Raw genomic sequence first — 22,107 nt, 5'->3', positions numbered from 1 at the left:
CGTCAAGACAATACCGGCGGCATCGCAACGCCGAGCCGCTCGGCATGATCGCGTAGCCCATCGATAATCCCGGGAAACAGGCGCACGCCCTCGGCGAGCGCGCCGCGCTTGCGCGCCAGCCCGTTTTCCCCAGGCAAGCGGACGCGTTCGACGCCGGGGCGCGGCGGGTTGTCGTGACAGGCATCGACGAGCCAGCCGGTCTGGCGCAGGAAAGCCTCGCGACCGCCGAATGCAGCTGGATCGAACACTTGCACAGTGACGGCGGCATTCGTCCCCTTCGGCGCATCGGCGCGGCCATAGCCCGATAGCGCCTGAGTGAAGGCTTCGACATGCAGCGCCATGCCGTATCCTTTCTGGCCGTGGTCCAGCCCGCCGGTCGGGAGCAGCGTGCCGCCGCTTTCGATGACTTTGGGGTCGCGGCTGGGATTGCCGTCTTTATCCATCAGCCATTCGTGCTCGTACTGGCGGCCTTCCCGGATCAGGCGTTGCGCCATGTTGACCGTCGTGATCGAGGCGCTGATATCGATGAGGATCGGATCTCCAGATGTGGGGATGCCGTGCGCAACCGGGTTTGGCGTGTAGACGCCCTTGCGCCCGCCGAATGGAGCGACCTGTGCGCCCGAAGGGCTCGAGCTTGCAATGCTCACCATGTAGCCCCGGTCAGTCGCGATCGACAGATAGGCGGCAAGGCAGCCAATATGGTGGCTGTTTGCGATGGTGATCGTCGCTGTGCCGTAGGCTTCCGCTCGGTCGCAGGCGAGCTTGACGGCCTCCGACGTCAGCCATGCGCCGGGCAGGCGCCTTCCGGCCCAGGCAACCGCAGGCCCACGATCCGATATGATCTCGGGGCTGCCCTCACGCGTCATCACACCGTCGGCGATGCTCTGCAGATACCAGCCGGCGAGCGCCAGGCCATGGGTCGTGTGCCCCATCAGATCCGCTTCAACGAGATAGCGGGCCACGGCCTCGGCTTTGGCGTCCTCAAGTCCGGTGGCCGCGTACAGGTCTTTGGCAAAGCTGCGCAGCGCGTCCGGCGCGTAGCGGATATCGTTGGTGTCGTTCACCAGTCTCTCCGTCGTTGTTGAAGCTGCGATGTGCTCAGCGCGCGAGAAAGCGCGGCTCGAGCGCTTTTCCATCCAGCGCATCCAGAACATTCCTTGCCGACATCACCGAGACCGCCCGCTTGGCGTCGACAGTCACGCCCGCCACATGCGGCGAAACAAGCGTGTTGGGCAGCTGGAACAGCGGATTGTCGACGCCGGGCGGTTCTTGCTCAAAGCTATCGAGGCCAGCGCCGGCGAGATGGCCATCCTGTAGCGCGCGGACGAGGGCTGCTTCATCGACAACTTCGCCGCGGGCCGTATTGATCAGCAGCGCGCCAGGTTTCATCAACCCGATGCGGCGGGCATCGATGAGCTTGTTTGTTTCCGGCGTCAGCGGACAGTGCAGGCTGACGATATCCGACGACGTAAGCAGCGTATCCAGATCGATCTCGCGGCGAATGCCCGAGACAAAGGCGCTTTCCGGCGTATGCGGATCAAAGGCGATAACCGCCATGCCTATGGCGCCGGCCATTTTCGCGAGCGTCTGGCCGATGAAGCCGAAGCCGACGATGCCGAGCGTTTGGCCGCGCAGCTCGCGGCCGTGGTACTGGTTCTTGTCCCATATGCCGTCGCGGATCAGCGCGTCCTGTCGCGGGAGATCCTTGGAGAGCGCCATGATCATAGCAAGCGCGTGTTCGGCGACCGAGTGGCCGTTGCTGCCTGTTGTCATCGATACGGGAATGCCGAGCTCGGTGGCCGCCGCGACGTCGATGTCGTTGGTCCCAACGCCGTGCTTGGCGATATGCTTGAGCCTTCCGCCGGCCTTCATCTCCTCAGGGCCAAGCTTGTCGGCCAGCAGGCGAATGATCACAGCCTCCGGCCTGTGGGCCTTCATGATGTCGATCACGGCCCGTCTGTCGATATAGGGTTCCGTCGTCACGACCGTGGCGCCGGCTTCGACCAGCAAAGAAAATCCCTCCGGCGCCAACTGGCCGCCGAGCACGATAACCGTCTTGTCCATTGCGCATCTCCTCCCGAGAGAATGGCAGGCCGCGGCGCGCGATGGCGCCAGGTCGTTTCAGATCTCCGTTCGGATCAGGCTGCCTGACGACGCGGCGAACGGGCCATCAGTCGGGCATAGGCGATCGCCGAGAGCATGTTGACGTGATTGGCCTGGCCGGTGCCGGCAATATCGAACGCCGTGCCGTGATCGACAGATACGCGATCGATCGGCAGGCCGAGCGACACGTTGACGGCCGTCTCAAATGCCACGAGCTTGATCGGGATATGCCCCTGGTCGTGATATTGCGCGATCACCAGATCGAAGGCGCCGTTATAGGCCCGTGCGAAGACGGTGTCGGCCGAGATCGGCCCGACCACGTCGATGCCCTTGGCCCGCGCCAGTTCGACGGCGGGCGCCAGGAATTCGGTGTCTTCGGTGCCGAACAGGCCGTTTTCGCCGCAATGCGGGTTGAGACCGGCAACGGCGATGCGGGCCTTCTTCCGGAGCCTGAGGAAATGCTTGTGGCCGGCTTCGATGGTCGCCAGCACGCGCTCGGTGCGCGCCCGTTCGATCGCGCCCTTCAGCGAAATATGCGTGGAGACGTGAATGGTGTTGAGACGCTCGGAAGCCAGCAGCATGAAAGAGCTTTTCGATCCGGTCAGATGTGCCAGAAGCCCCGTATGACCATCGAAGTGATGGCCGGCGAGATTCATCGCCTCCTTGTTGATCGGCGCGGTCACGATGACATCGGCCTCGCCTGACATCGCAAGTTCCACGGCGCGTGTGATATAGCGAACCGAGGCGTCGCCGGCGACCGGGCTGACCTTGCCGATCTCGGGCAGGGCAGCACCCAGGTCCACTTCATCGACGGCGATCTTGTTCGCACCGGCGGAGCCGGCAGGGGAAAACTGCAGACCTGTCTCGGCCGAGCGGTTGGCACGCTCAAGCGCCTCGGTGTTGCCCACGATGACGAAATCGCGGCGTTCGATCTCCGGCAACGTCGCCAGCGCCTTGACGATCACCTCGGGGCCGACACCAGCGGGATCACCCAGCGTCACCGCGACTTTTGCATTTCTGTCCATCAGTCCCATTCCTTATTGGATCAAACGCACCTAGTAGGCAGCTTCGTATATCGAACGTATGTCGGCGTGCGTGAGATCACGCGGGTTGTTGTCGAGGAGACGACGAATGACAAAGGCGTCATCCGCCATGGCGTCGAGATCGCTATCCGGCACGCCAAGCGCGGAGAGCTTCATTTCGATGCCGAGATCGGCGCAGAAACCATAAGCCGCATCGAAGACCGATTGTACGTCGTCCGATGTCTTGCGGCCAAGCGCGTCCATCACCGCGCGCGTTTTCTCGGGGACCGAAGGCGTGTTGAACGCCAGCACATGCGGGAAGATCAGCGCGTTTGCCGCACCATGCGCGATATGCCAGCGCGTGCCGAGCGGATAGGCCAGCGCATGGCCGCCGGCGGTGTTGACCGGACCAAGACAGAAGCCACCATAGAGCGAGGCAAGCGCAAGCCCGGCGCGCGCTTCCGCGTCGGAGCCATCCTTGACGGCACGGGCGAGGTATTTACCGACCAGCCGCGTCCCCTCGATCGCGTATAGGTCGATCATTGGATGCGCCTTGCGGTTGGTGAAGGCCTCCACGCAATGCGCCATGGCATCGACACCGGTTGCCGCGGTCGTGCGGGCCGGAACCGTGAAGGTCAGCGACGGGTCGATGACAGCGATATCGGCCAGCATGTGAATGCTCTCGACGGCGAGCTTGGCCATCGTCTCGGGGTCGGTCACCAGCGCGCGGATGCCCGCCTCGCTTCCCGTCCCGGCCGTTGTCGGCACTTGCGCCAGCGCGACGCGGCGGGGCCCGTGAACCTTGTTCGGGCCGACGACGTCGCGCAATGACTGCGACGACCCGGCGAGTACGGCTGCCAGTTTTGCAAGATCCATGGCGCTACCGCCACCAAAGCCGACGACCAGTTGCGCATCGGCTGCATTGGCAGCCGCAAGCACCTTGTCGAGATTGGCGGTGTCGGGCTCCGGGGTTACATCCGCAAAGACCGTGATTTCACCCCTGAGGCCCAGCGCTTCGACGCGTGTGGCATTGAATGCATCGGAAATGACGAGGATGCGGGCGTAGCCCTTGTCGCTCGCCCATTTGCCCAGGCGTTCCGCCGTCCCCACGCCGAACTCGATGATTTCAGGCCGGATGATTGTGATAGGCGAATCCAAGCTGACCACCGGATGACTCCTCCCCTGCGGTATTGCGGCATCTTCCGACGCCCCCAAGATGTAAATTTGTTATACCAGCTCATTCGCCTTGGCAAGCTTGGACATTGCTTTTGGCTGGAAAAATGCCCTGCGCTGGCTTTTCTTGGCCATTGTGCTCACTGTTAATGCGTCGCAAAATATTGATATAAAACGATTAATTAGCGAAGAGAGGAAACTGCCGTCTGCTCGTCGCGCTTCAAGCGGCATGCGCCGTCGCCAGACCCAAATTTGTAAACTCCCAAGCAATAATCCGCAGGGTCAGCGTGCCTAGCTCGATTTGCCGGCACGCCGAGTTGACAAGCGAAGCGCAATTCCGGCGTCAGCCAAGCGCATCCTGAGACAGCCGCACATATTTGATTGCGCGCCGGTAGTAGGTGTAGGCGACATGCACCGTGCCATCGGCCCCTTGGATGATCGACGGGTAGGAAAATTCGCGGTTGACCGCGTCTTTTGAGTTGTTGCTCAAGCAATAGCCATCGCCCGCATCGAGGTCGATCCGGCGTGGAAAGCTGCGGCCGCCATCCGTCGAAAAGGCGAGGCTGAGTGGCGCACGTGGCACGCCCCAGATTGCCTTGCGCCTCTGGCTTGGCTCACTGGCAACGGGTACTGCCACCTCGTCCCCCTCGATTTCGTCATAAAGCGACAGGCGACGGGCGTCGGACATCGAGGCGTTGCAATGATTGTAAACTATTGCGATCGTGTCACTTTCCAGCTTGACTGCCTGGATGGAGGAGTTGTTGTTAGGTAGGTCAATCGGCTCCGGTGCACTCCAGTTCTCGCCATCGCTCGAGCGGCTGGACAGCACGTATTCGGCGAAACGGTTGCGATAGAAGGCGACGAATTCACCTTCCGGCAGGGGCACGATGTTCATGTGAACCGCGCCGATGCTGTGAGGTACCTCGGCCATCGTCCAGCTTTTGCCAGCGTCGCGCGAGATCAGCACGCCCGCGGTATCGGCGTCACCCGTCCAGCGTTCGCCCGGCAGTCCGACGCAGCGAAAGACCGGCAGCAGCCAGGTGCCGGCGCCGTTCACGACGATCGGTTGGCGCACGAATGTGCCGGGGATATCGCATAGCACGCGGACCTTGCCAAAGGTGCGGCCGCCATCAGCGGAGATACGACATTTGACAACAGAGCCATCCTGGTTCCCGGATGTCTGTGACGTGTATAGCAACCAGACATTTCCGCCAGGCGCGTTGAAAATCAACGGGTTCTGCTCGGATTTAGTCGGATCGTCGGACATTTTCTCCGGCTGCGACCATTGTATGGCGCCGGGTGTCAGGCGCGACATGTAAATCGATATGTCGCCCATGCCTTCCATCGTGCCGCCGAACCAGACGCAGGTCAGTGTCCCATCCGGCAGGAAGGCCAGGTTGGCAGCGTGGTTCTGTATGCATGGGGAGGGGAGATAGGCATCGAAACGCCCGCTCTTAGCGGGATTGGCGATGATTTCGCCGGTCATCAGATCAGGAACGGCATCCGGTTGCAAACCCGTGAAGGCCATGGTCGTCCTCCTTTAGGGCAGTGTCTTGTAGGCGTCGGCAAGCGATGTGTAGTCGGCGTCGCTGATCGGCATCAGCGGTGCGCGCGTGCGCTTCCAGGCCGGGTTGCCGGTCTTCAGGCCGACCATTGCCTTGATCGTCGGTATCTGTACATAGGAGTTGGACAACGTGCGATAAGCGTTGATGCGCGCTTGCGCTGTCTCGACCGCCTCAGCGCCGCTTTCGTCGTGGACCTTGTCATAGACGGTGCGCAGCGAGCCCGCGACCAGGTTGGAGGTGGCGGTGATGCAGCCGGCGCCGCCTGCCTTGAGCAGTGGCAGCAGAAGCGGATCGGCCCCGGCGAGAACCGAGAAGCCGGGATAGGCGGCGATGATCGCCTGCATGTTGTTGAAATCGCCAGCTGATTCCTTGATGCCGACAACAGTGTCAGGGAAGGCTTCGATCAGTCGACCAATCAGCGGAACCGACAGCGGAACGCCGGAAACCTGCGGAATATGATAGAGGATGAGATGAAGCTTGCTGTCGGAGATCTTTTCCAAAATCTGCGAATAGGCGGTAAACAGGCCGTCGTCGGAAACGCCCTTGTAGTAGAAGGGTGGCAGCATCACGACCTTGGTGACGCCGAGTGATAGGGCATGCTTGGTGAGATCGACCGTTTCCTGTATAGCGACGACGCCGGTGCCCGGCAGCAGCTTGTCGGCAGGAATGCCGGCTTTTAGCGCTGCCTCGAGGATCGCCTTGCGCTCGCTCGACGAGAATGAGTTTGCCTCGCCCGTGGTGCCCAGCAGCGCCACGCCGTGGCATCCTTCGGATAGCAGTCGCTGGCAATGTTCGGTGAAGAGGCCGAGATCCGGACTTCCGTCGGCATTGAGCGGGGTTGCGGCGGCGCTATAGACACCAGTGATCTTGTGCTTGTTCATGTCGTCCTCCTCGGATGAACGCCGCATATCGCGGCAAAAGGCGGGAAACCCGGCCTGCAAGATGCGGTTTTCTTCATCCTCGTCTTGCATGTTGTCAATATGACAATAAGCATTTCAATCGATCGTATTTTTCAACGCATTGAAATAACACATTAAAATTTTTGTCGATTTCGCAGAAGTGTGGAAGAATTAATTTTTGTTGACATATTTACATTAACGAGCGAGTGTCTGCGCCATGTCATGACGCACTTTCGGGATGGAGCGAAAGAGGCAAGCGTCATCGATTTTGTCATGGGAGGATGGAATGACTGATCGGACGAATGAGAATAAGGGCCAGGAAAAGGGATTGTCGCGCCGCGAGGCGCTGAAGCTCGGCCTCGCCGCAGGTGTTGGGCTCACCGTTTTCGGCCTGAACGCCAAAATCGTGCTTGCAGATGACGGGCAGGTGCTCAAGGTCGCCAACCCGGCGTTTAACCAGGATTGGTCGCCGTTGCGCGGCGGTGGTGTTCCGTTCCGCTGGAACTCGATCTGGTGGGCATCGCCGATGTATTTCGACAGCGAAGGCAAGATCAAGCCTTACGTCTTCACCAGCTGGGAATCTCCGGACAACAAAGTCTGGACCTTCAAGATCGATCCCAAGGCAACCTTCTCCGACGGAAGCAAGATTACCTCGGCTGACGTCAAGGGCTCCTGGGAAGTCGCCTCCATGCCCAACACCAAGAGCCAGCGCGCAGATCAGGTGCTGAGCAAGGTTGAGGGCTACAAGGAAATCGGTGCCGGTTCCGGCAACGAGCTGACGGGTGTCGCAACCCCTGATGAAGGCACTGTCGTCGTGACGCTGACGGAAGCTGATCCGATCTTCTTCATGCGCCTTGCCAACCACATCGCGCCGATCACCAAGGCCGCGCAGTCTCGCGGCAGCGACGGCGAGGAAGTGGCGGATTGGTACAAGCCCGACAGCAGCGCCGTCTATTCCGGCCCGTTCAAGCTCACCAGCATCGATATCGACGCAGGCAAGCTGGTATTCGAGCCAAACGAGAACTTCTTCGGCCCGAAGCCAAAGCTGGCCCGCATCGAGATCACCTCGATTGAAGACAATGTAACGGCGACGTCGCTGATCAAGTCCGGCGAATTCAACGCGCATACCGAATTGGTGACCTCGACGATCATCCAGGATCTTGGCCCCGAATTCTCCGCCGGTCCGCTGATCCCGACAAGCCAGCACTTCTGGTTCAACGTCACCCGCGCACCGATGGACGATCCGAAGGTTCGTCAGGCGCTGATCATGGCGATCGACCGTGACGGTCTCTTCAAGGCGTCCTATCCTGATGGTCCGCACAAAAAGGCCGACCAGATCCTGAACTCCGTACCCGGCGCCGACAACTCCGGCTTCGAGCCCTATCCTTATGATCCGGCCGCCGCCAAGAAGCTGCTCGCCGAATCCAGTTACGGTGGTCCAGAACGCCTGCCGAAGATCCTCTTCGTCGGCATCTCTGCCCCGGCCATCCAGGCGGCGGCGCAGTATATCGCCGAGCAGTGGCGCCAGAACCTCGGCATCACTGCCGTCGACATGAAGCCGCAGCAGGACTCCTATGCCGGCCCGGACCAGAACGCGGTGCAGATCTTCCGCGACGACGTCGGCACCCGTGTTCCTGACGCAGTCTCCTATCTCGCCGGCTGCATCGCCTCGACCTCGTCCAACGCCCAGAACAAGCTCGGCGGCTACAAGAATGACAAGGTCGATGCCGCACTTGCGGAAGCCGCGACCAAGGCGGCCGACGATCCCGATCGCATCAAGCTCGCCCAGGATGCCCAGAAGGCATTCCGCGAAGATTGGGCCTTCATTCCGTGGTACTCTCAGGCGATGTCGCGCTGGGCCACCAAGGAGGTCAAGGGCATGGAGAAGAACCTCGACTGGCAGGTCGTGGCGCCCTGGGACATTTCGATCGGCTGAGCCGGTCCGAAACCTAAGAACAGATAGCCCACCCGTAATCGGATTTTGGGCAACCTAGCAACCGCGCGAAGACCGCAAGGCCTTCGCGCAAGTTTCAAGAAGACATCGCATGTCCGCGTGAAAGCGGAAACGTGTCTGCCAACCGGTGGGAGGTGACCTTGTTACGCTACGTGCTAACCCGGTTTGCCATCTGGATTCCGTCAGTCCTTATCGTCATGCTGGCCGTCTATGCGCTGGCGTTCTATGGTGCTGGCGATCCGATCAAGCTGATCTTTCTGCGCGCACCCGGCGACGTCGCCTATAACCCGCAGCGCATCGAAGCCATCCGCGAAAGTGCCGGCCTGAACCGGCCCTTCATCGAGCAGTTCGGCCTTTACATCTGGAACCTGCTGCATGGCCAGTTTGGCAACTCGCTGACATCGGGACGCTCTGTCTGGGCCATGGTTTCGGCTGCCGCTCCCGTTTCCTTCAAGCTGGCGCTCTGTTCCATCATCCTCACGACGGTCATTGCCATTCCGCTCGGCATGATCGCCGCGATGAACCAGAACAGCCGCCTCGACTACACCATCCTCGGCTCGGCGCTGTTCCTCTGGGCAATCCCAGCCTATGTCGCCGGCCCGCTTTTGATGGTTGGCCTCATCGTGCTGATGCCGATGATCAAGGTTCCCTATGGCTGGGGCGGCGTCTTCGATGTGCGCATCTTGTTGCCGCTGATCGTCCTTTCCTTCCAGCCGATCGCACTGATCGTGCGCCAGACGCGTGCCGCCGTCATCGAGGTCCTATCGGAGGATTTCGTCCGCACCGCTCGCGCCAAGGGCGTGCCTGAAATGGTCGTGGCGCTGCGCCATATCCTGCGCCCGGTGTTGACACCCGTCGTCACCCAGCTCGGCCTTATCATGATCACCATCGTCAACGGCGCGATCTTCGTCGAGCTCGTCTTCGGTCTGCCAGGTCTTGGCCGCCTGACCGTACAGGCGCTGACCAATTCGGACTATCCCGTCATTCTGGCGATCACGCTTATCGGATCTTTCCTGGTGATGATGTCGAATCTTCTGGTCGACGTTCTCTACCCGCTGCTCGATCCGCGTGCCAACGATGCAAGAAGGAGCCGCTGACCATGTCCGCCATCCCTCTCTCTCCCGTCGCCCAACAGGAAGAAGCACCCGTCAGCCTGTGGCGCGATGCGTGGTATCGCCTGAAGCGCAACAAGCTTGCCGTCTTCGGTCTCGCAGTTGTGCTCATCTTGGCCTTCGCCGCGATCTTCGGCCCCTATCTGACGCCTTATGACTATCTGAGCCAGGACCTGCAGGCCCGCAACGCCGTCCCGTCGCTGACGCATCTCTTCGGTACCGACGATCTCGGCCGCGACGTCTTCAGCCGTGTTGTCTTCGGCACCCGCACGGCCTTCCTGGTTGCTGTCATCGTGACCGTCATCGCAGTGTTCATCGGGACCCTACTCGGGGCGATTGCCGGCTTCTTCGGCAATCCGTTCGATCGCGTCATCATGTGGTTGACCGACATGACGATGTCGGTGCCGAACCTGCTCCTGGTCGTCGTCATCAACGCATCGCTGAAGTCGCCGATCACCAAGTGGATGGAGGCGCAGTATCTGGCGACCCTCAATCCCTTCTATCGCCAGACGATCTGGGTCGATTTCATGCTGGTCTTCGGCTCGATGGCGCTTATCTCCTGGCCGCCTTATGCACGCCTCGTTCGCGCTCAAGTCCTGTCGATCCGCAGCCGTCCCTATATCACTGCTGCCCAAGCGCTCGGTCTGTCGAATTGGATCATCATGAAGCGCTACGTCATTCCGAACGCGCTTGGTCCTCTGATCGTCTCGGTTAGTGCCGGTCTTGGCACGGCCATGGTGCTCGAAAGCGCCTTCAGCTTCCTCGGTGTCGGTGTCAATCCGCCCACGCCCAGCTGGGGCAACATGATCTCCGACGGTCTGCGTGTCTGGCAGCACTATCCGCATCTGCTGGCCGCTCCGGCCGCCGTCCTCGGGCTTGCCTCGGTCGCCTTCAGCTTCCTCGGCGATGGCCTCAACGACGCCCTCAATCCGCGGGGTTCCAAGTAATGACCCAGGTGATGAACACGACGCGATCCAACGAGAAATTGCTCGATGTCCGCGGCCTGACAGTCGAGATTGACGGCAGGAACGGCCCGGCAGTCGTGGTCGATGGTATCGACCTTCACGTCAACAAGGGCGAAACGCTCGGCGTCGTCGGCGAATCCGGTTGCGGCAAGAGCCTGACCATGCTGAGCCTGATGCGGCTCTTGCCGAACAAGATCAAGGTCACCAAGGGCTCTGCGAGCTTTGACGGCCACGACCTGCAGAAGATGTCGAACAAGGAGCTGCGCAAGGTCCGTGGCGGCGACATTGGCTTCGTTTTCCAGGATCCGATGACCTCGCTGAACCCGGTGATGCGCATCGGCGACCAGATCTGCGAACCGCTGATCTACCACCGCGGCATGAAGAAGGCGCAGGCACGCGCACGCGCCATAGAGCTTTTGCGCCTCGTGGGTATCCCTGGACCGGAAGAGCGGCTTCAAGCCTATCCTCACGAACTCTCTGGCGGCATGCGCCAACGCGTCATGATCGCGATCGGCCTTGCCTGCAATCCGAAGCTCCTGATTGCCGACGAACCGACAACAGCGCTTGACGTTACCATCCAGGCGCAGATCGTCGACCTCGTCAAGGACCTGCGCGCCAAGCTCGGCATGTCGGTCGTCTGGATCACCCACGATCTGGCATTGATCGCTGGTCTGGTCGACCGTGTTGCTGTGCTTTACGCCGGCACCGTGGTTGAAGATGCACCAGTCGACGAACTCTATGCCCGCCCGAGCCATCCCTATACGCGCGGCCTGCTTGCCTCGATTCCGAAGCTGTCGGATGCGCCGGCAAGCCGGCTGAGCTCGATCGGTGGTACACCGCCAGAGCCAGGACGCCGCCCCAAGGGCTGCCCTTTTGCCCCGCGCTGTCCGTTGGCGGAAGCCGTCTGCCATGAGAGCGTGCCGAAACTCGAACCGATTGCGGGCGCTACAAACCACCGCACCGCCTGCTTCGTCGTTCAGAAAATGCAGGAGGCCGCGTGATGGGTGCCCAACCGCTGCTCAAGGTCGAAAATCTCGTCAAGCATTTCCACGTCAAGCTCGGTGCATTCGGTGAGCGCTCGGCAACCGTTTACGCGCTCGACAACGTCAATCTAGACATCATGGAGGGGGAGACGCTCTCGCTCGTCGGCGAATCCGGCTGCGGCAAGTCGACAACGGGCTTCACCATCCTCAACCTTTACAAGGCGACATCAGGCAAGGTCGTCTACAAGGGACAGGATTTGGCGACGCTGGATGAAAAGCAGATGCGGCCCTTCCGCCGCGACCTGCAGATCGTCTTCCAGGACCCCTATTCGACGCTCAACCCGCGCATGACGATCGGGGAGGCCGTCGGTGAGCCAATCCTCTTCCACAAGCTTTGCTCCAAGGCCGAGCTAAAAGATCGCGTCGCAGCGCTTTTGACCGACGTCGGCCTGCCGACCCGCTTTGCGCAGCGCTATCCGCACGAGCTTTCCGGCGGCCAGCGTCAGCGCGTCGTCATCGCCCGCGCGCTCGCCTGCCAGCCGAAATTCATAGTTTGTGACGAGGCGATTTCGGCGCTCGACGTGTCTATCCAGGCACAGATCATCAATCTCCTGCTCGATCTGCAGGAAAAATACGGCCTCACATACCTGTTTATCGCTCATGACCTCGCCGTCGTGCGACACATCAGCACCCGCGTCGGCGTCATGTATCTCGGGCGCCTGGCCGAACTCGCGACCCGCGAGGAACTGTTCGAAAACCCGCTTCACCCCTATACCAAAGCGCTGCTGTCGGCCGTACCGGAAACCGATCCAGAGCTTGAACGCACCCGGACACGGCAGATCCTCCAAGGCGACGTCCCGAGCCCGCTCAATCCACCGAGCGGCTGCCGCTTCCATTCACGCTGTCCAATCGCCATGGATGTGTGCAGCAAGGTCGTCCCGGAGTGGAAGGAGGCAAAGCCCGGCCATCTCGTTGCCTGCCATGCGGTCAACACGGGACAGACTGCATGAAGTTGAAGGTCGCGATCATCGCAGACGATCTGACCGGCGCGCTCGATACGGGAACACCCTTCGTCGACGCCGGTCTTTCCGTTGCCGTGGCGATCGAGATCGAAGCCATCAAAGATGCTCTGGCAACTGGTTGTGAGGTGGTGGTGGTCAACACCGCCTCGCGCGCCCTCCCGGAGGGGGACGCGGCGAGAAGGGTCGGCCTTGCAGCCAGTGCTCTTCTTGCCGCACACCCTGAGATCGTCTTGAAGAAGATCGATTCCCGACTGAAGGGCAATGTGGCGGCCGAAAGCATTGCGATTGCCGCGATCTTCGGCCACGACGAAATCACTGTAGCCCCTGCAATTCCCGATCAGGAACGCTTTACCCGCGACGGCCATGTGGTTGGGCGCGGGGTCGAGCAGCCGCTGCCCGTTGCCGCCCTTTTCGAGGGCCGTCACGACGCGGTCACGCTCGCCGATGCCGATAGCGATGCGGATCTCGACCGGATCGTATCCAAGTTCGATTGGCATAAGACGCTTGGCGTCGGCGCGCGTGGCCTCGGCAGCGCTTTTGCGCGTCGTCTTCGCCGTTCACGCGATGCGGCGACTGCGTTTGAACCGGCGCGCAACACGCTCTTTGCTTTCGGTTCCAGAGACCCGATCACCGGTGCGCAAATGGCCCGGCTCAATACGTCGGGTGCTTTGCATGCGTCGATCCCCGCGCCGATGGGCGTGCTCGAAGAGGACAGCACACTGAGCTTGCCGGCGCTTTTGTTTTGCACCGGCGATATGTCCGAGGATGCGGTTATCGTTGCGGATCGTTTCGCAGAGGGCGTGAGATCGGCGATCGAGCAGACACGTCCCGATATGCTGATGGTCGGTGGCGGCGACACGGCGCTGGCGGTGTTTCGCGCGCTCGGTGTGCGCACACTTTTGCCCAAGGGTGAAATAGAGGCAGGTATTCCCTGGTTTGACGTGACTGATGCCGATGGTCGCCATTTCCGTAGTGCGGTAAAATCCGGGGGCTTTGGGAATTCCGATAGTTTGCTAAGACTGATTTCGCAGAATCAGGCGGCGTGAATCAATGCCGGCGGGGAGAATAGACGTGGATGAAGCAAACGGTGCGCCGGCAACCCCGGCGCCGAAGCCGGAGCGCGGCAAGCCTATGAAACTGGTGGACCGCGTGTTCGATCAGTTGCAGGAGCGTATTCGTGCCGGAAACTATCCGCCGGATTCAAGGTTGCCGGGCGAGCACGAGCTGGCGTCCATGCTTGGCGTTTCCCGGCCTATCGTTCGTGATGCGTTGGCAAAGCTGCGCGATCAGGGCATGGTCTATGCCCGTCAGGGAGCCGGAACCTTCGTCAGCGCCAACAGTTCGCCAACCACGCATCTTTCCTATTCGCCGGTCAAGACGATCGCAGATATCCAGCGCTGCTACGAATTTCGCCTTACGATCGAGCCTGCCGCCGCCTATTTCGCGGCCAAGCGCCGCGACGAGGCTGCGATCCAGAAGATCGCCTCGGCGCTTGCCGATCTCAGGGAAGCGACAAGTCATCAGTTGCACCGGACCGATGCGGACTTCAATTTCCACCGCGCCGTGACTGAAGCCGCCAACAACCACTATTACACAGCCTCGATCGATGCGTTGAAAGCCCATATCGCAGTTGGCATGCATCTCCACGGGCTATCCTTGCTGGGACCGAGACCCGGGCTCGAACAGGTCTTCCAGGAGCACAACACCATCTACAAGGCGATTGCCGAGGGCCGGGCCGAGGAAGCGCGCGACCTGATGCAGTCGCATCTCGAAGGGTCTCGAGATCGATTGTTCGAGGGCAGGGCGCTCGATCTGTCGTTCTGACGCTTTTAGGCATCGAGTGGCTTGCTGCCACAGCGTTTCGCGCTCATGTAGACTGGATCAGGCTGCATGGAGACTTGGCATGACATTTCCGCTGTTCGACCTCACAGGAAAGCGCGCACTGGTGACGGGATCGTCGCAAGGCATTGGGTTGACCTTAGCGCGTGGTCTGGCCGAACATGGCGCTTCGGTCGTGATCAACGGCCGCGACGCAGGCAAGCTTGCCATGGCATCGCTCAGTCTGTCGGAAGCCGGACACGATGTTCATGTCTCAACCTTCGATGTCACGGATCATGACGAGGTGAAGAGCGCCGTCGATGCGATCGAGCGTGATATCGGGCCGATTGACATCCTCGTCAACAATGCCGGCATGCAGTTTCGCGCGCCGCTTGATGTGTTTCCATCGGACAAATGGGATCAGCTGCTGCGCACAAACATTTCCAGCGTGTTCTACGTCAGCCAGGCGGTCGCAACGCACATGATTACACGTGGCTACGGCAAGATTATCAACATCGCGTCCGTGCAAAGTGAGTTGGCTCGCCCGGGCATCGCACCCTATACGGCAACCAAGGGCGCGGTAAAGAACCTGACGCGCGGGATGTCGGCCGATTGGGCCAAACACGGCCTGCAGGCAAACGCTATCGCGCCTGGCTATTTCGACACGCCGCTCAATCAGGCGCTCGTCGATAGCGCGGAATTCACCGCGTGGCTGGAAAAGCGCACGCCCGCCGGGCGCTGGGGCAACATTGACGAACTGATCGGCGCCGCTGTGTTTCTGGGAGCGCCGGCATCCTCTTTCGTCAATGGCCATACGCTTTATGTCGATGGCGGCATCACCACCTCTTTGTGAGAGGTGGTCGCGCTTCCGTCAGGTCGGCGGCGCGCCCAATGCGTGCAGGATGCCGCGAAGCTCGGCAAGCCCTCTCAATCGACCGATCGCCGGATAGCCAGGCGTGGTGGTCTTGGTGAGGTCGTCGAGCATGCGGTGGCCATGGTCCGAGCGGAAAACGATCGTCTCATTGACCGTGCGGTTGCGGTCTTCCGCGACCAGTTCCTTCAATACGGCGACCATGTCGACATCGCCTTCGAGATGCGCGCTTTCGTGGAAGCTGCGGCCGTCGCCTTCGCGTTTGGTCGCTCGCAAATGCGCGAAATGAATGCGCGAGGCAAACCGCCGTGCGATGGCGGGCAGGTCGTTGTCAGCACGTACGCCGAGACTGCCGGTGCAGTAACACATGCCGTTCGCTGGCGACGCGACCGCATTGAACAGCGCCGCATAATCCTCGGCGGTGGACGCGATGCGCGGCAGGCCAAACAGCGAGCGCGGCGGATCGTCGGGATGAAGCGTCAGCTTGACGCCACGGGCTTCCGCCACTGGAGCCACGGCCTCCAGAAACTCGATCAGATGCTGGCGCAGGCGGCCGGCATCGATGCCGGCATAGGCGGCGAGACGGTCGCGAAACTCCGGGATGGTTAGCGGCTCGGTGGTCGATCCCGGCAAGGCCGAAGTGATGTTGCGGGTGATATCGGCGATGTCGTCCTCAGACATGGCCTCGAAGGCGGCGCGGGCGCGGGCCTTGTCTTGCGCCGAATAGGCCGCATCGGCGCCGTCGCGCTGAAGAATGAAGAGATCAAAGGCGGCGAACTTCTCGTGGTCAAACCGCATCGCCGTCGCGCCGGTGTCGATCTCGTGGTCGAGGTCGGTGCGCGTCCAGTCGACGACAGGCATGAAATTGTAGCAGACGATCGGGATGTTGCAGGCCGCGACCGCTTCAAGGCTTGCGATCCACGCCTCGATCTCGGCCTTCGCCTGCCCACCCTTGCGCTTCACGGCATCGGGAATGGGAATGCTCTCGACCACCGACCATGTAAGCGATGAACGCCCCGGTGGAGTGGTCTCGATCATCGCCTGGCGCTCGCGCACCTCGGCCTCGGTCCAGGCGCGGCCGATCGGCACCTGGTGCAGCGATGACACGATGTTGGTCGCTCCGGCCTGTCTCACCTCGTCGAGGTCCACCGGCGCATCCGGTCCGAACCATCTCCAACCTTGCCGCATCTGTTTCCTCCTTCAATGCCTTTTGTTTTGGTGTCGCCGTCGTCAGCAGAAATAGTCGGGGTAGCGTGTGCGCAGTTCCGCCACGTCAGGGATGACAGCACTTAGATGATGGGTCATTGCGGCGCGTGCAGCCTCGACGTCATGAGCTGCGATTGCGTCGCGGATGACGGCGTGCTCGCCGACTACATTCTCCATGCGGCCGAGCACCGGCAACGTCAGCCGCCGAGCGCGGTCGATCTGGACCTTGACAGATTTGAGGATGCTCCAGATCCCGGGATAGCCGGCGACCTGCGCAATTGCCTCGTGAAAAGCCTCATCCTCTTCGTGGAAGCCCGACGTGTCGCCCAGGATGGAAAGCGCTCTTTGGCGGATGATGATGGCATCGAGGCGAGCAAGATCAGACGCCGAAGCGATCTCTGCTGCGCGCTCGACCGTCGTTCCCTCCAGCGCCTTGCGCACCACGACGGCCTCGGGGATCGCCGAAACCGGTACGCGCGACACGACGGTGCCCGACTGCGGGTAAATATCGACCAGCCCGCCTTCCGACAAGCGGAGCAGTGCTTCGCGAACGGGTGTCCGGCTGACCGCGAAATCCTCGGCGATACGCTTTTCCTGCAAGGCGATCCCGGGCGGCATCTTGAGCGACACGATATCGTTGTAGAGCTGTTCGAATATTGCGTCCGCCGTCGTGACGCGCCGAAGCTTTGCCGGCCGTTCGGCCGGCGCCGAAAGGTCAGGGGTGGCGGTGACTGCGCCTGATTGCATGAAAAGTCCCAACGTTGACTTGACTGTGCATACTAGTATATCAATTCTACATGGCTGCCAAGATCCACCGCGGAGGAACGGTGTTTCTGGCAAGAAATTCAGGAGGTTCCAAACAAGAACGGCCAGAAAATCCGACCGCATAAATGGATCAGGATACGCACGTGCGCGGAATTATCGTGCTCGTGCAGCCAAAAGAGGAGGAGAAATCAGAATGAAATTTACCCGCAGAACATTCGTCGCAACCGCAGCAAGTGCGGCTGTTGCCACCATGCTTCCGGTCAAGGTGTGGGCGCAGGCCAAGAAGCCCGCAAGCCCCGTGACCATCACAATCGCCGACGTCGCCGGCAACCTGGCGCTGACGCAAGGCATGTTTGAGGCCTATGCCTCCGAGAAAGCCGACTGGGTTTCCAACTTTGCCTTCACCAAGGCGCCGGCTCCTGAATTGCCTGGCAAGATCAAGGCACAGCAGGCAGCCGGTAAGGTCGATATTGATCTCGTGCTGACCGGCACCGATGCGCTGTCGGCGGGTCTCGACCAGGGGCTATGGCTGGATCTGTCCGCGCACAAGGCCGACCTGCCTGATATCGAGAAGATCCTGCAACCGCAGGCATTCAAGATGCAGGCGCTCGCCAAGGACCAGGGTATTGTCATTACCTATTATCCCTCCGGCCCCTTGATCGAATACATGCCCGACAAGGTCGCCAATCCGCCGAAATCGGCACCCGAATTGCTGGAATGGGCAAAGACCAACAAGAACCGTTTTATCTACGCCCGCCCTGCCAATTCCGGTCCCGGCCGCACCTTCCTCATGGGGTTGCCCTATTTGCTCGGTGACAGCGATCCTCGTGATCCGGTCAAGGGCTGGGACAAGACCTGGGAATATCTTTCAGCGCTCGGCGAGCATATCGAATACTACCCGACCGGCACCGGTCAGGTGATGAAGGAACTTGGCGAGGGGACGCGCGACATCGTTGTTTCAACCACTGGCTGGGACATCAATCCGCGTGCGCTCGGCATTGTTCCTGCTGAGGCGAAAGTGCAGAAGCTGGAAGGCTTCCATTGGGTGACGGATGCGCACTACGCCGTTATCCCCAAGGGCGTCTCCGACGAGAAGATCGCGGTGCTGATCGACGTCTTGAATTACATCTTGCAGCCAAAGCAGCAGGCGATCGCCTATGACGCCGGCTATTTCTATCCGGGTCCCGCCGTCAAGGACGTTACGATCGATATGGCGCCGCAGGAAAGCCAGGACACGATCAAGGAGTTCGGCCGTCCAGAATATGCCGACTGGATCGCCAACAATCCGCTGGAAGTGCCGCTCGAGCCGAAGCAGCTCGTTGAAGCATTCCGGATCTGGGACGAAAAGATCGGCGCCAAGAAGGGCTGATCCCTGACATTGCCGGCACCGGCTGCAACAGCCGGGCCGGCTACTTCCATGCTGACACGGAGAGTGGTTTGAACTCGGTAGCGAATAAGGTCTCTTCGCGCAGCACTGCGCGTCTTGAACTCGATGGGCTCAGCCGCTCCTTCGGCGCCTACAATGCGCTTGATGGTATTGATCTTGCAATCGAGCCTGGTGAATTCGTGGCGCTGCTTGGTCCGTCAGGCTGCGGCAAGTCTACGGCGCTTAATTGCATCGCCGGCCTTTTGGGGTTGTCTGGCGGCGAGATCCGTCTGGGCGGAAGCCGCATCGACCAGCTCGAGCCCGAACGCCGAGGGTTCGGAATGGTGTTTCAAAGCTACGCGCTCTTTCCACATATGAGTGTGCGCAAGAATGTCGGCTTTGGTCTGACCATGCAGGGTATCAAGGGGCAGGAGGCCGACAAGCGCATCAGTGACGCTCTGGCGCTGGTGCGGTTGGAAAGCCAGGCGGACAAACTTCCGGGGCAGCTTTCAGGCGGTCAGCAGCAGCGCGTGGCAATCGCGCGCGCCATCGTCATCCGCCCGCCGGTTGTCCTCATGGACGAGCCATTGTCCAATCTCGACGCCAAGCTACGCCTGGAGATGCGCGCCGAAATCCGCGGCATCCACGATCAGATCGGCTCGACGACGATTTACGTTACGCACGACCAGGACGAGGCGCTGTCGCTGGCCGACCGCATCGTGGTCATGAGCCAGGGACACATCGAGCAGATCGGCTCACCACAGGATCTTTATCAGCGGCCCGTTAATGTTGGGGTTGCCGATTTCATGGGGTTTCGGACCCGTGTCCCCGGCAAGGTCGTCTCGGTCTCCGGCGAGGAGGCGGAGATCGATGTCGCCGGCGCGCGTATCACCGGGACGATGCGCACGCCGCTCAAGCCCGGCGACGCCGCTATCCTCTCGGTGCGACCCGAGGATCTGGTGGCCGCCGACGAGGGGATTGCCGCGACCGTCTCAAGCATGGAGTATCGTGGCCGCGCCTTCTTCGGGCTGGCGCGCTCGGATGACGGCTCCGACCTCTACTTCCGGGCTGACGATGCGCTTGCGCGCGGAACGCCGACGCGGCTGAAGCCGATCGCGGGCAGGGCGCTTTTGTTCGGAGACAGCGCACGATGAGCGCGCCATCGCTTCGAACGCGGCTGGCCGCCAGAGGCTTTGACGGTACCACCATGCTGATCATGCCTGGCCTTGGCTTCATGATCGCGCTGTTCGTCTATCCTTTTTTTTACGGCGTCGTGGATTCACTCACCCCCAAGGATGGCGCTTGGTACGCCAATTATGCCAAGTTCTTCAGCGATCCCTTCCAGTACAACACCATCGGTGCGACACTCTGGCTGGCCCTGCCGGTGACGATCATCAATCTCGCCTTCGCCGTGCCTGTTGCCTTTCGTGTGCGATTGATGCGCCGGCAGCGTCTGCTGACGACCATTCTGGTTCTGCCCATAACGCTTGGCACGGTTTTCGTCGCAGATGGGTTGCTGACATTTTTGGGACCCCGCGGCTGGTTCAACCACACGCTTCTCATGATCGGCATCATCGACAATCCGATCAAGCTGACCAACAACTACTGGGGGGTATTCGCATCACTGCTGATCACCGGCTTTCCCTTCGCGTTCCTTCTGACCCTTTCTTACATCAGCGGGATCGATCCAGCGATCGAGCAGGCAGCCGCAACGCTCGGGGCTGGCCCAAGGCAGCGTTTCGTGCGGGTCTTTCTCCCGCTGCTGGTGCCGGGTCTTGCTGTGACATTCTGCCTTGCCTTCGTTCAGGCATTCGCCGTGTTCCCGTCGGCCGTGCTTCTCGGTGCACCGGCAGGCCCGACCCGTGTCATTTCGATTGCTGCCTATCAGGCCGCGTTCGAGCAGTATGATCACTCGCTGGGCTCTGCGATTGCGCTGATCATGGGTGGTGTAGAACTGGCTGTCGTGCTGGCCGTTCTCGGCGCACGCTCATTCTTTTACCGCGGCCCCGCCGGCGGCACGAAAGGCTGACCATGATCCGCGACCAAGGCCTCACCTCGAAGATCTGGCGTTTTGCCATATGGGCACTGGCCACACTCTTCGTCCTCAATCTCCTGGCCGTCATCGCCGCCGTCGTCGTCAACTCGTTTGCGACACGATGGCTCGGTACATGGCTGCCGGCTGGCTGGACGACCAAATGGTATTTTAGCGCCTGGAAGGAATTTCAGCTTTCCAGTGTCGTCCTCGTTACCTTCGAGATCGTTTTCACCGTGGTCATCATCTCCGGTATTCTTGGCGTGACGACCGCCTATGCCCTTGCACGTCGCGAGTTCGCCGGCAAGCGGCTGGTCATTCTACTCTTCCTTCTCCCCCTGCTCATCCCACCGCTTACCTACGGCATTCCGCTGGCGACGGTGCTCTATCAACTGGGGCTGGGTGGAACCTTCTGGGGCGTCGTTCTCATCAACGTCGTGCCGTCGCTTCCCTTCGTGGTGCTGGTGATGATCCCCTTCATTGAGCAGATCGATCCGCGCATCGAAGCCGCTGCCCGCGTCTTTGGCGCAGGCACCACCAGCCTGTTCGTGCGCATTCTCCTGCCGTTGCTTCTGCCAGGCATGCTGGCGGCACTGCTTTTGGTTCTGGTTCGCACGATAGCGATGTTCGAGCTCACCTTCCTGATTGCCGGCCCGACCACGCAGACCCTCGTGGTCTCGCTCTATTATGCCGTTTTTGCCTCTGGCGTGAGGGCTGGCCAATCGATTGACGCCATGGCCGTTGTCTACATGGTGACGACATTGTTCTGGCTGGTGATCGCGCTTCAGTTCGTCAACCCGACGCAAATCGTCGCAAGGGCAAAACAGCAGTCCGCCCACTGAACGGACGCGCCTGGAGCACGTCATCGCTCTGGAGTTTCTGTTAACAGAAAACTTATTGGGTAGGGCGTGTGTTCTTGACTATCGGCAATGGGCGGCCAAGTATTGACGGCGTGACGGTCATTTCTTGAGGAAGTTGATCATGGCGCAGTACAAAGAGACCAACCGCTTTCACTGTGAGAGCAGTTCCGGCGCGCATTATGTTGTTATCGAACAGATCCTGACATCGCGTTTGGCGCTTGATGTCGGAGCAAGCCCGCGCACCGATTACGTTACTGACACCGGCGAGATCGCCGAGCGGCTGGATGACGATACCTTCCTTCTGCTTATGTCAGCGGAAGTCTTGCATGTCGCCTGAGGCGGGATGTGCCAGTCGAGTGCTGGAAATTCCGGCCGGATGGCTTTAACTGGA

The 22,107-nt window shown here is 60.8% G+C and carries 21 protein-coding genes; 13 read left to right on the top strand and 8 right to left on the bottom strand.

Features of this window, described 5'->3' with window-relative positions; translation table 11 throughout:
- Positions 1 to 2: 2 nt before the first annotated feature.
- The 6 genes from QTL96_RS08530 to QTL96_RS08505 all read right to left on the bottom strand — a co-directional run bounded on the left by QTL96_RS08530 (position 3) and on the right by QTL96_RS08505 (position 6,744).
- Positions 3 to 1,064, bottom strand: a complete 1,062-nt coding sequence (locus QTL96_RS08530) for an Ldh family oxidoreductase (protein WP_289727406.1) — start codon at positions 1,062 to 1,064, stop codon at positions 3 to 5.
- A gap of 34 nt (positions 1,065 to 1,098) precedes the next feature.
- Positions 1,099 to 2,064: a hydroxyacid dehydrogenase gene (locus QTL96_RS08525; RefSeq protein WP_289727405.1), complete on the bottom strand. Its 966-nt coding sequence runs from the start codon at positions 2,062 to 2,064 to the stop codon at positions 1,099 to 1,101.
- A gap of 74 nt (positions 2,065 to 2,138) precedes the next feature.
- Positions 2,139 to 3,128 carry a 4-hydroxythreonine-4-phosphate dehydrogenase PdxA gene (pdxA, locus tag QTL96_RS08520; RefSeq protein WP_289727404.1) on the bottom strand — a complete coding sequence of 330 codons (990 nt, stop codon included), beginning with the start codon at positions 3,126 to 3,128 and terminating at the stop codon, positions 2,139 to 2,141.
- 30 nt (positions 3,129 to 3,158) lie between these two features.
- Complete coding sequence (locus tag QTL96_RS08515) at positions 3,159 to 4,292, bottom strand: iron-containing alcohol dehydrogenase (protein ID WP_289727403.1); 1,134 nt, start codon at positions 4,290 to 4,292, stop codon at positions 3,159 to 3,161.
- A gap of 349 nt (positions 4,293 to 4,641) precedes the next feature.
- Entirely contained in the window at positions 4,642 to 5,826 is a 1,185-nt protein-coding gene (locus tag QTL96_RS08510; protein WP_289727402.1) for an exo-alpha-sialidase, read from the bottom strand.
- A 12-nt stretch (positions 5,827 to 5,838) separates the two neighbouring features.
- Positions 5,839 to 6,744, bottom strand: a complete 906-nt coding sequence (locus QTL96_RS08505; protein WP_289727401.1) for a dihydrodipicolinate synthase family protein — start codon at positions 6,742 to 6,744, stop codon at positions 5,839 to 5,841.
- Positions 6,745 to 7,048: 304 nt separating this feature from the next.
- Here QTL96_RS08505 and QTL96_RS08500 point away from each other — a divergent pair, with 304 nt between their 5' ends.
- The 8 genes from QTL96_RS08500 (at position 7,049) to QTL96_RS08465 (ending at position 15,469) form a co-directional block, all read left to right on the top strand.
- Positions 7,049 to 8,698 (top strand): ABC transporter substrate-binding protein, encoded by a 1,650-nt coding sequence (locus QTL96_RS08500; RefSeq protein ID WP_113010663.1) that lies wholly within the window; start codon positions 7,049 to 7,051, stop codon positions 8,696 to 8,698.
- A 158-nt stretch (positions 8,699 to 8,856) separates the two neighbouring features.
- Entirely contained in the window at positions 8,857 to 9,813 is a 957-nt protein-coding gene (locus tag QTL96_RS08495; protein ID WP_026283501.1) for an ABC transporter permease, read from the top strand.
- A 2-nt stretch (positions 9,814 to 9,815) separates the two neighbouring features.
- Positions 9,816 to 10,775, top strand: a complete 960-nt coding sequence (locus tag QTL96_RS08490) for an ABC transporter permease (protein WP_018901279.1) — start codon at positions 9,816 to 9,818, stop codon at positions 10,773 to 10,775.
- An 11-nt stretch (positions 10,776 to 10,786) separates the two neighbouring features.
- Positions 10,787 to 11,794, top strand: a complete 1,008-nt coding sequence (locus tag QTL96_RS08485; RefSeq protein ID WP_289727429.1) for an ABC transporter ATP-binding protein — start codon at positions 10,787 to 10,789, stop codon at positions 11,792 to 11,794.
- Positions 11,794 to 12,786: an oligopeptide/dipeptide ABC transporter ATP-binding protein gene (locus QTL96_RS08480; RefSeq protein ID WP_112819003.1), complete on the top strand. Its 993-nt coding sequence runs from the start codon at positions 11,794 to 11,796 to the stop codon at positions 12,784 to 12,786. Before QTL96_RS08485 ends, QTL96_RS08480 begins: the two co-directional genes overlap by 1 nt.
- The gene (locus QTL96_RS08475) at positions 12,783 to 13,844 is read left to right on the top strand and encodes a four-carbon acid sugar kinase family protein (RefSeq protein ID WP_289727428.1); all 1,062 of its coding nucleotides are present in this window, start codon (positions 12,783 to 12,785) and stop codon (positions 13,842 to 13,844) included. The genes QTL96_RS08480 and QTL96_RS08475 overlap by 4 nt, the downstream gene beginning before the upstream one ends.
- Positions 13,845 to 13,848: 4 nt before the next feature.
- Positions 13,849 to 14,622 (top strand): FadR/GntR family transcriptional regulator, encoded by a 774-nt coding sequence (locus tag QTL96_RS08470; protein WP_183794274.1) that lies wholly within the window; start codon positions 13,849 to 13,851, stop codon positions 14,620 to 14,622.
- Positions 14,623 to 14,701: 79 nt separating this feature from the next.
- Entirely contained in the window at positions 14,702 to 15,469 is a 768-nt protein-coding gene (locus QTL96_RS08465) for an SDR family oxidoreductase (protein WP_289727400.1), read from the top strand.
- Positions 15,470 to 15,487: 18 nt separating this feature from the next.
- Here the strand turns inward: QTL96_RS08465 and uxuA are convergent, their stop codons facing one another.
- Both uxuA and QTL96_RS08455 read right to left on the bottom strand, forming a co-directional pair.
- Positions 15,488 to 16,675, bottom strand: a complete 1,188-nt coding sequence (gene uxuA / locus QTL96_RS08460) for a mannonate dehydratase (protein WP_289727399.1) — start codon at positions 16,673 to 16,675, stop codon at positions 15,488 to 15,490.
- A 42-nt stretch (positions 16,676 to 16,717) separates the two neighbouring features.
- Positions 16,718 to 17,440 (bottom strand): GntR family transcriptional regulator, encoded by a 723-nt coding sequence (locus tag QTL96_RS08455; protein WP_289727398.1) that lies wholly within the window; start codon positions 17,438 to 17,440, stop codon positions 16,718 to 16,720.
- 211 nt (positions 17,441 to 17,651) lie between these two features.
- Here QTL96_RS08455 and QTL96_RS08450 point away from each other — a divergent pair, with 211 nt between their 5' ends.
- The 5 genes from QTL96_RS08450 to QTL96_RS08430 all read left to right on the top strand — a co-directional run bounded on the left by QTL96_RS08450 (position 17,652) and on the right by QTL96_RS08430 (position 22,053).
- Entirely contained in the window at positions 17,652 to 18,827 is a 1,176-nt protein-coding gene (locus QTL96_RS08450; RefSeq protein WP_112819009.1) for an extracellular solute-binding protein, read from the top strand.
- Between the two features lie 68 nt (positions 18,828 to 18,895).
- Positions 18,896 to 19,978 (top strand): ABC transporter ATP-binding protein, encoded by a 1,083-nt coding sequence (locus QTL96_RS08445; protein ID WP_289727397.1) that lies wholly within the window; start codon positions 18,896 to 18,898, stop codon positions 19,976 to 19,978.
- Positions 19,975 to 20,853: an ABC transporter permease subunit gene (locus QTL96_RS08440; RefSeq protein WP_289727396.1), complete on the top strand. Its 879-nt coding sequence runs from the start codon at positions 19,975 to 19,977 to the stop codon at positions 20,851 to 20,853. The genes QTL96_RS08445 and QTL96_RS08440 overlap by 4 nt, the downstream gene beginning before the upstream one ends.
- Positions 20,854 to 20,855: 2 nt before the next feature.
- The gene (locus QTL96_RS08435; RefSeq protein WP_112819012.1) at positions 20,856 to 21,698 is read left to right on the top strand and encodes an ABC transporter permease subunit; all 843 of its coding nucleotides are present in this window, start codon (positions 20,856 to 20,858) and stop codon (positions 21,696 to 21,698) included.
- A 139-nt stretch (positions 21,699 to 21,837) separates the two neighbouring features.
- Positions 21,838 to 22,053 (top strand): hypothetical protein, encoded by a 216-nt coding sequence (locus QTL96_RS08430; RefSeq protein ID WP_112819013.1) that lies wholly within the window; start codon positions 21,838 to 21,840, stop codon positions 22,051 to 22,053.
- Positions 22,054 to 22,107 lie beyond the last annotated feature (54 nt).

Origin of the sequence: Rhizobium sp. S163 (assembly GCF_030380805.1) — a bacterium.
Lineage (GTDB): Bacteria > Pseudomonadota > Alphaproteobacteria > Rhizobiales > Rhizobiaceae > Rhizobium.
This window is presented reverse-complemented; position numbering and strand designations above follow the sequence as displayed.